The following is a 7,100-nucleotide window of genomic DNA, read 5'->3' as shown; positions in this document are numbered from 1 at the left end:
GGCCGCGCCCGCCCCCCGCCGCCCGCCCCCGCCTCTGCGCTTTCCTGGGAATTCCCTGACAATATCCCTGGCCTTTGCCTGTACATTGCACTCGAACTAGTGTTTGTCAGCGAATTTCACGGGAAATTCCCCGGTTCGCACTGTTGACCCGGACGGCGTTCCGGTATGGGATATGAATTCGGCCCCGGTTTCCTCTCGGCATCGGTCCGGCGGCCCCGGTCCACCGCCCATGGCCCGGCCCCCGTCCCGAAGGACCCCCGCCATGCCTGCGCTCACACGGTTCGTCCTTCCGCACGCCGACCCCCGTGTGAGCACCGACCAGCCCGCCGCCGACGAGGACGTCACCTTCGGCCTGCTGCGCGCCCGCTGGACCGGCCGCGGCCTGGAACTCACCGGCTTCGCCCGCCCGGACGACCTCGACACCGGCCGCCCCGGCTCCGCCTGGACCTGGCTGACCCTGCGCCACGCCGACGGGACCCGGCCGCCCGTCCACCTGCGCTCCCGGCCCCGCCGGCTGCCCGAAGTCACCGACGACAGCGCCCAGCCCGAGTTCAACCACGACTGGTCCGGCTTCACCGCCCTGATCGAGCCCGGCCGGCTGCGCCACGGCACCGACTGGCTGCTCGGCGACTGGCAGATCGAGACCACCCTGTTCACCCGCCCGCGCCCCACCCGGCTGCGCCGCCGGTACGGCGCCCTCGCCCCGCACTGGTGCGGCTCCGGCGAGTACCCGCCGGCCCACTGGGTGGACCACGACGTCCGCCTCCAGCCGTACTTCGCCGACGGGCGACTGCGGCTGCTGCTCGAACGCCCCGGCATCCGGCTCACCCACGCCACCCCCACCGCCGACGGCCTCGACCTGCGCGGCAGCGCGGACTCCTGCCCGACCGGCACCGTGCTGCGGCTGCGCCACCGGCAGAGCGACGCCGTGATCGAACGGCCGGTCGCCCGCACCGGCAACACCTTCGCCGTCCACCTGCCGTACCGGCCGTTCACCGCCGACGGCCGGGGCAGCGGCGAACTGGAGCACTGGGACACCGAGTTCCTGCACCCCGACGGCAGCACCGAGCAGCTCTGCCCGGACGAGCGCGGCGGCCCGGTCGCCGGCCAGCACCGGCTGCCCGACACCCCGGACCGCGCCCTCTACCTCAAGCACCTCGCCGACGGCCGGCTCCAACTGTGCGTCCAGCCCGCGGCCGGCCTGGTCGAGCGGATCGCCGTCCGGGCCGGCGGCTTCGAGCTCACCGGCCGCTGCCCGGACCGCGCCGCGGACCGGCTGGAACTCGTCCTGCGGCACACCGGCACCGCGAGCGAGGTCCGCTCCCCCGTCGAGGCCGACCAGGACGGCCGCTTCAAGGTCCTGCTGCCCGCCACCCGCACCGGCGCCGACGGCACCGCGCTGCCCCTGCGCAAAGGCATCTGGGAGGCGGCGCTGACGCCCGCCGGGCGGCCCGGCCCGAGCCGCCCGCTGCTCGCCGCACCCGCCGCCCTTCCCGCGCTGCCCGCCGCCACCACGGCCGGCGGCAAGCGGATCCTGCTCCAGCGCCGCTGGCACGACACCCTGCTGGTGGACTCCACCCCGGTGCTCACCCCCACCGAGCGCAGCGCCTGGACGCAGAGCCGCCAGCGCGCCGTCCACTACCCCGCCGCCCGCCGCGAACCGCTGCGCGAGGCCGTGCTGTACGACGTGTTCGGCGGCCGCGGCTACGCCGACTCGCCGCGCGCGGTGCACGCCGAACTGGCCCGCCGCGGCGCGCCGTTGGAGCACCTCTGGGTGGTCGACGACGCCCAGGCCGAACTGCCGCCCGGGGTCCGGGCCGTCCGGATCTGGAGCCCGGAGTGGTACCGCGCGCTGGCCACCTGCCGGTACCTGGTCGGCAACACGCACTTCCCGGACTTCCTGGAGCGCCGCCCCGGCCAGGTGGTGCTCCAGACCTGGCACGGCTCGCTGCTGAAGCGGATCGCCCACGACGTCGATAACCCCTGGCTGGCCGACCACGGCTACCTGGAGGCGCTCGACCGGGAGACCCCGCAGTGGAGCCTGCTGCTCTCCCCCAGCCCGTTCGCCACCCCGATCCTGCGCCGCGCGTTCCGCTACGACGGCGAGATCCTGGAGGCCGGCTACCCGCGCAACGACGTGCTCGCCCGCCCCGACGAGGCCGCCGCCGCGGCCGTCCGCCGCCGGCTCGGCATCCCGGACGGCAAGCGGATCGTGCTGTACGCGCCGACCTGGCGCGAGGACCAGCAGCGCGGTGACGGCGACGGCTTCCGGCTCGGCCTGCGGCTGGACCTCGACCACGCCCGGCGCCTGCTCGGCCGGGACCACGTGCTGCTGATCCGCCCGCACGCGCACGTCCGCGAGCCGCTGCCGGGCGCCGGGGACGGCTTCCTGTACGACTGCGGGGACTATCCCGACCCGCAGGAACTGCTGCTGGTCGCGGACGTCCTGGTGACCGACTACTCGTCGATCATGTTCGACTTCGCCGTCACCGGCCGCCCGGTGCTCTTCTTCACCTACGACCTGGAGCACTACCGCGACACCCTGCGCGGCTTCTACTTCGACTTCGAGCCGCAGGCCCCCGGCCCGCTCGTCCCCACCTCGGCCGGACTGCTCGGCGCGCTGCGCGAACTCGCCGACACCGGCGCGGCCCTGCCGCCCGGGTACGCGGAGCGCCACCGGCGCTTCCGGGCCGAGCACTGCGTCCTGGACGACGGCGGCGCGTCCCGCCGGGTGGTCGACCGGATGCTCGAACTCGGAAGGTCAGTACGGTAGTTGAAGATCAGGGCGGTAGTTCAGGAGAACAGGTAGCTCCGCCAGGGCCGCCAGACCTCGTCCGCGTCGAAGCGGGAGAGGCCGAAGCCCGGCACCGGGAAGGCCGCCCGGAAGCCGCGCGCCTGCGCGTACGCCTGGTCCAGCGCGTCGTCCGGCAGGCCGTGCGCGACCGTCACGTGCGGGTGGTACGGGAACGCCAGCTCGCGGGCCAGCGGGCCGGAGCGGACGTCCGCCTCCAGCAGCCGGCACTCCTGCGCGCCCTCCTCGACCCGGACGAACACCACCGGGGAGACCGGGCGGAAGGTGCCGGCGCCGCTCAGCAGCATCCGGAACGGCCGGTGCGCGGCCGCCACCGCCGCCAGGTGCTCCTCGATCTTCGGCAGCGCCTCGGCGGGCACCTCGGTCGGCGGCAGCAGGGTGACGTGCGTCGGTATCGACCGGGCCAGCGGATCGCCGTGCCCGGCCCGGGCGTCCTGGATCCGCGCACCGTACGGATCCGGAACGCTCACGGACACGCCGATGGTGACGGCCTCGGGGAGACCGTCACCATCGGGCAGGCGTGTGAGGGGAGTCACCGCTTGGCGGCCGGGAGGAAGCCGACCCGGTCGTACACCGTCTCCAACGTCTGCGCGGCCACCTCGCGGGCCTTCTCGGCGCCGATCGCCAGCACCCGGTCCAGCTCCGCCGGGTCGTCCAGGAACGTGCGGGTGCGCTCCTGGAAGGGGGTGACCCACTCGGTGAACAGCTCGGCCAGCTCGGTCTTCAGGGCGCCGTACATCTTGCCCTCGAAGTGCGCGACCAGCTGGTCGATCGACTGGCCGCTGAGCGCGGAGTGGATGCGCAGCAGGTTGGAGACGCCGGGCTTCCCGTCCTCGTCGTAGGAGACGACGGTGCCGGTGTCGGTGACGGCGCTCTTGAACTTCTTGGCGCTGACCTTCGCCTCGTCCAGCAGGTTGACCAGGCCCTTGTCCGAGGAGGCGGACTTGCTCATCTTGGCGCCCGGGTCCTGGAGGTCCTGGATCTTCGCCGTCTCCTTGAGGATGTACGGCTTCGGCACCGTGAAGGTCGGGCTGTAGCGGGTGTTGAAGCGGTCGGCGAGGTCGCGGGTGAGCTCCAGGTGCTGGCGCTGGTCCTCGCCGACCGGGACGGCGTCCGCCTGGTAGAGCAGGACGTCCGCGACCATCAGCACCGGGTAGGTGAACAGGCCGACCGTGGTGCTGTCCGCGCCGTGCCGGACGGACTTGTCCTTGAACTGGGTCATCCGGGAGGCCTCGCCGAAGCCGGTGAGGCAGTTCATCACCCAGGCGAGCTGCGCGTGCTCGGGCACGTGCGACTGGACGAACAGGGTGCAGTGCTCCGGGTCCAGGCCGGCGCCGAGCAACTGGGCGGCGGAGACCCGGGTGTTCTCGCGCAGCTCCTTCGGGTCCTGCGAGACGGTGATCGCGTGCAGGTCGACGACCATGTAGAAGGCGTCGTTCTCCTTCTGCAGGTCCACCCACTGGCGCACCGCGCCCAGGTAGTTGCCGAGGTGGAACGAGCCGGAGGTGGGCTGGATGCCGGAGAGAACCCGGGGACGGTCCTTGACCGGACCAGTGACCGCTGCGTTGACCATGCGGGCCATTGTTCCAGTTCCACCGGGCGCTCAGGAAACATCCGCCCCAGGCGGTTCCGCCAGTGTGACCGCACTCACCCTCACCCGGGCGATCCGCCGGCCCTCCAGCTTGGCCACCGTCAGCAGCACCCCGCCACCGCCCTCGACCGGGACGCGCACCTGGTCGCCCTCCCGGGGCAGCCGGCCGAGCGAGGCGACCAGGCAGCCCGCCACCGTCTCGTACGGGCCCTCGGGCAGGGTGGCGCCGGTCTCCTCGGTGAAGTCGCCGAGGTTGAGCAGGCCGTCCAGCTCCATGCCGCCGCCGACCAGCCGGCGGGTCGCGGCGGTCTCCGGCCGGTCGTACTCGTCCCGGATCTCGCCGATCACCTCCTCGACCAGGTCCTCCAGGGTGACGATCCCGGCGGTGCCGCCGTACTCGTCCACCACGATGGCCAGGTGGTGGCCCTCGCGGCGCATCTCGCCCATCGCCTCCAGCACCCGCTTGGTGCCGGGCAGCAGCTTCACCGGGCGGGCCAGGTCACGGACCTTGGCGGCCTGCTCGCCGCGCGCGCCGTACAGGTCGCGGACGTGCACGAAGCCGACCACGGCGTCGGCGCTGCCCTCGACCACCGGGTAGCGCGAGTGCGGCGAGGTGTCCGCCTGGTGCCGGACGGCGGCCAGCGGGCGCTCGGCGTCCAGGAAGGTCACCTCGGTGCGCGGGACCATCACCTCGCGCAGCTGCCGCTCCCCGGCGGAGAACACGTCCGCGATCAACGCCCGTTCGTCGCTTCCGAGTTCGGTGTTGGCGGCGACCAGGCCGCGCAGCTCCTCGGAGCTCATCGAGCCACGGCCGGCGGCCGGGTCGCCGCCCAGCAGGCGGACCATCAGGTTGGTGGAGTGGCCGAGCAGCCAGATCACCGGGCGCAGCGCCACCGACATCACATCCACCACCGGGGCCGCGATCACCGCGATCGACTCGGCCCGCTGCAGGCCGATCCGCTTGGGGGTGAGTTCGCCGAGCACCAGCGAGACGTAGCTGATCACCAAGGTGAGGCCGACCAGGGCGATCGCGTCGGCGACGCCCTCGGTGAGCCCGGCCCGGACGAACAGCGGGGCGACCTTGCCGGCCAGGGTGTCCGCGCCGAAGGCGGCGGACAGGAAGCCCATGCAGGTCACGCCGACCTGGACGGCGGCCAGGAAGCGGTTGGGGTCGGCGGCCAGGTGCGCGGCCCGGGCGGACCGCCGGGTGCCGAGCGCCTCCAGCGTCCGGATCTGGCCCTCGCGCAGCGAGATCAGCGAGATCTCGGCGACGTTGAACAGCCCGCCCAGCAGGATGAAGACGAGGACGAGCAGAGCGTCCCCGAGGGTTTCGTTCACAGCGGGTCAGTGTAGGACCGGCCGGCGCCCGGGGAGTGGAAGAAGGGGCGGCGGCCGGTCACACGGCGGCCCGCCGCCTCCGGGAAGGAGACGGCGGGCCGTCGGGAAAAGCTGTGCTGCGGGGCTCAGATGAGGCCCAGCTCCTGGACCGCGTCGCGCTCCTCGGTCAGCTCCTTGACCGAGGCGTCGATGCGGGCGCGCGAGAAGTCGGAGATCTCCAGGCCCTGGACGATCTCGAACTTGCCGGCCTTGGTGGTGACCGGGAAGGAGGAGATCAGGCCCTGCGGGACGCCGTAGGAGCCGTCCGAGACGACGCCCATGGAGGTCCAGTCGCCCTCGGCGGTGCCGTTGACCCAGGTGTACACGTGGTCGATGGCGGCGTTGGCGGCCGAGGCGGCCGAGGAGGCGCCACGGGCCTCGATGATGGCCGCGCCGCGCTTGGCGACGGTCGGGATGAAGGTCTCGTCCAGCCAGGCCTGGTCGCTGCCGATGGCCTCGAAGGCCGGCTTGCCGGCGATCTCGGCCTGGAAGATGTCCGGGTACTGGGTGGCGGAGTGGTTGCCCCAGATGGTGACGCGCTTGATGTCGGAGACGGGCGCACCGGTCTTGACGGAGAGCTGGCCGACCGCACGGTTGTGGTCCAGGCGGGTCATCGCGGTGAAGCGCTCGGCCGGGACGTCCGGGGCGTTGCGCTGGGCGATCAGGGCGTTGGTGTTGGCCGGGTTGCCGACGACCAGGACCTTGATGTCGTCCGCGGCGTGGTCGTTGATGGCCTTGCCCTGCGGGCCGAAGATGCCGCCGTTGGCCTGCAGCAGGTCGCCGCGCTCCATGCCGGCGGTGCGCGGACGGGCGCCGACCAGCAGCGCGACGTTGGCGCCGTCGAAGGCCTCGTTCGGGTTGGCGGTGATCGTGATGTCACGCAGCAGCGGGAACGCGCAGTCGACGAGCTCCATGGCGGTGCCCTCGGCGGCCTTGAGGCCCTGCGGGATCTCCAGGAGGCGCAGGTTCACCGGGACGTCGGCACCGAGCAGGTGGCCCGAGGCGATGCGGAAGAGCAGCGCGTAGCCGATCTGGCCGGCCGCTCCGGTGATGGTGACGTTGACGGGGGTGCGGGTCATTTCTACCTTCTCCAGCAGATCGCCAGGTGCCCCAGGCACACCGGCGCGCTGGAGCCGAGGATGGTCTCTCGACATCGAGAGACCGGCGTCAGGTTATCGCAAAGGGAAGCGTACGCCGCGGGTGCGGGCCTGGCTGATGCGTCACAACGGACGGCGGCCCCCCCCCCGCCCCACCCGCGCCGGGGAGACCGTCGCCGTCGGCAGGCCGGACACCCGCCCGGCCGCCGCCGCACCCGCGCCG

The 7,100-nt window shown here is 72.9% G+C and carries 5 protein-coding genes; 1 reads left to right on the top strand and 4 read right to left on the bottom strand.

Going from position 1 to position 7,100, the window contains the following annotated elements; translation table 11 throughout:
* The first annotated feature begins 262 nt into the window (after nucleotides 1-262).
* Nucleotides 263-2,773 (top strand): CDP-glycerol glycerophosphotransferase family protein, encoded by a 2,511-nt coding sequence (locus ACFV6I_RS20320; protein WP_380426739.1) that lies wholly within the window; start codon nucleotides 263-265, stop codon nucleotides 2,771-2,773.
* A 20-nt stretch (nucleotides 2,774-2,793) separates the two neighbouring features.
* Here ACFV6I_RS20320 and ACFV6I_RS20315 read toward each other — a convergent pair whose 3' ends face one another.
* From ACFV6I_RS20315 to ACFV6I_RS20300, 4 genes are all read right to left on the bottom strand, one after another.
* Nucleotides 2,794-3,282, bottom strand: a complete 489-nt coding sequence (locus ACFV6I_RS20315) for a 2'-5' RNA ligase family protein (RefSeq protein ID WP_380426737.1) — start codon at nucleotides 3,280-3,282, stop codon at nucleotides 2,794-2,796.
* Nucleotides 3,283-3,344: 62 nt separating this feature from the next.
* Nucleotides 3,345-4,385, bottom strand: a complete 1,041-nt coding sequence (gene trpS / locus ACFV6I_RS20310) for a tryptophan--tRNA ligase (protein WP_063351340.1) — start codon at nucleotides 4,383-4,385, stop codon at nucleotides 3,345-3,347.
* A gap of 30 nt (nucleotides 4,386-4,415) precedes the next feature.
* Nucleotides 4,416-5,741, bottom strand: coding sequence for a hemolysin family protein (locus ACFV6I_RS20305; RefSeq protein WP_063349032.1), 1,326 nt, complete (start codon nucleotides 5,739-5,741; stop codon nucleotides 4,416-4,418).
* A 125-nt stretch (nucleotides 5,742-5,866) separates the two neighbouring features.
* Nucleotides 5,867-6,859, bottom strand: coding sequence for a malate dehydrogenase (locus ACFV6I_RS20300; protein WP_063349031.1), 993 nt, complete (start codon nucleotides 6,857-6,859; stop codon nucleotides 5,867-5,869).
* Nucleotides 6,860-7,100: the final 241 nt, after the last annotated feature.

Source organism: Kitasatospora sp. NPDC059803 (assembly GCF_042732255.1).
In the GTDB taxonomy this organism is placed as follows: Bacteria; Actinomycetota; Actinomycetes; order Streptomycetales; family Streptomycetaceae; genus Kitasatospora.
This window is presented reverse-complemented; position numbering and strand designations above follow the sequence as displayed.

Excerpts from the sequence above, each read along its gene's own strand:
- ACFV6I_RS20320 (WP_380426739.1), top strand. The coding sequence starts at position 263 with ATGCCTGCGCTCACACGGTTCGTCCTTCCGCACGCCGACCCCCGTGTG.
- trpS (WP_063351340.1), bottom strand. The coding sequence starts at position 4,385 with ATGGTCAACGCAGCGGTCACTGGTCCGGTCAAGGACCGTCCCCGGGTT.
- ACFV6I_RS20300 (WP_063349031.1), bottom strand. The coding sequence starts at position 6,859 with ATGACCCGCACCCCCGTCAACGTCACCATCACCGGAGCGGCCGGCCAG.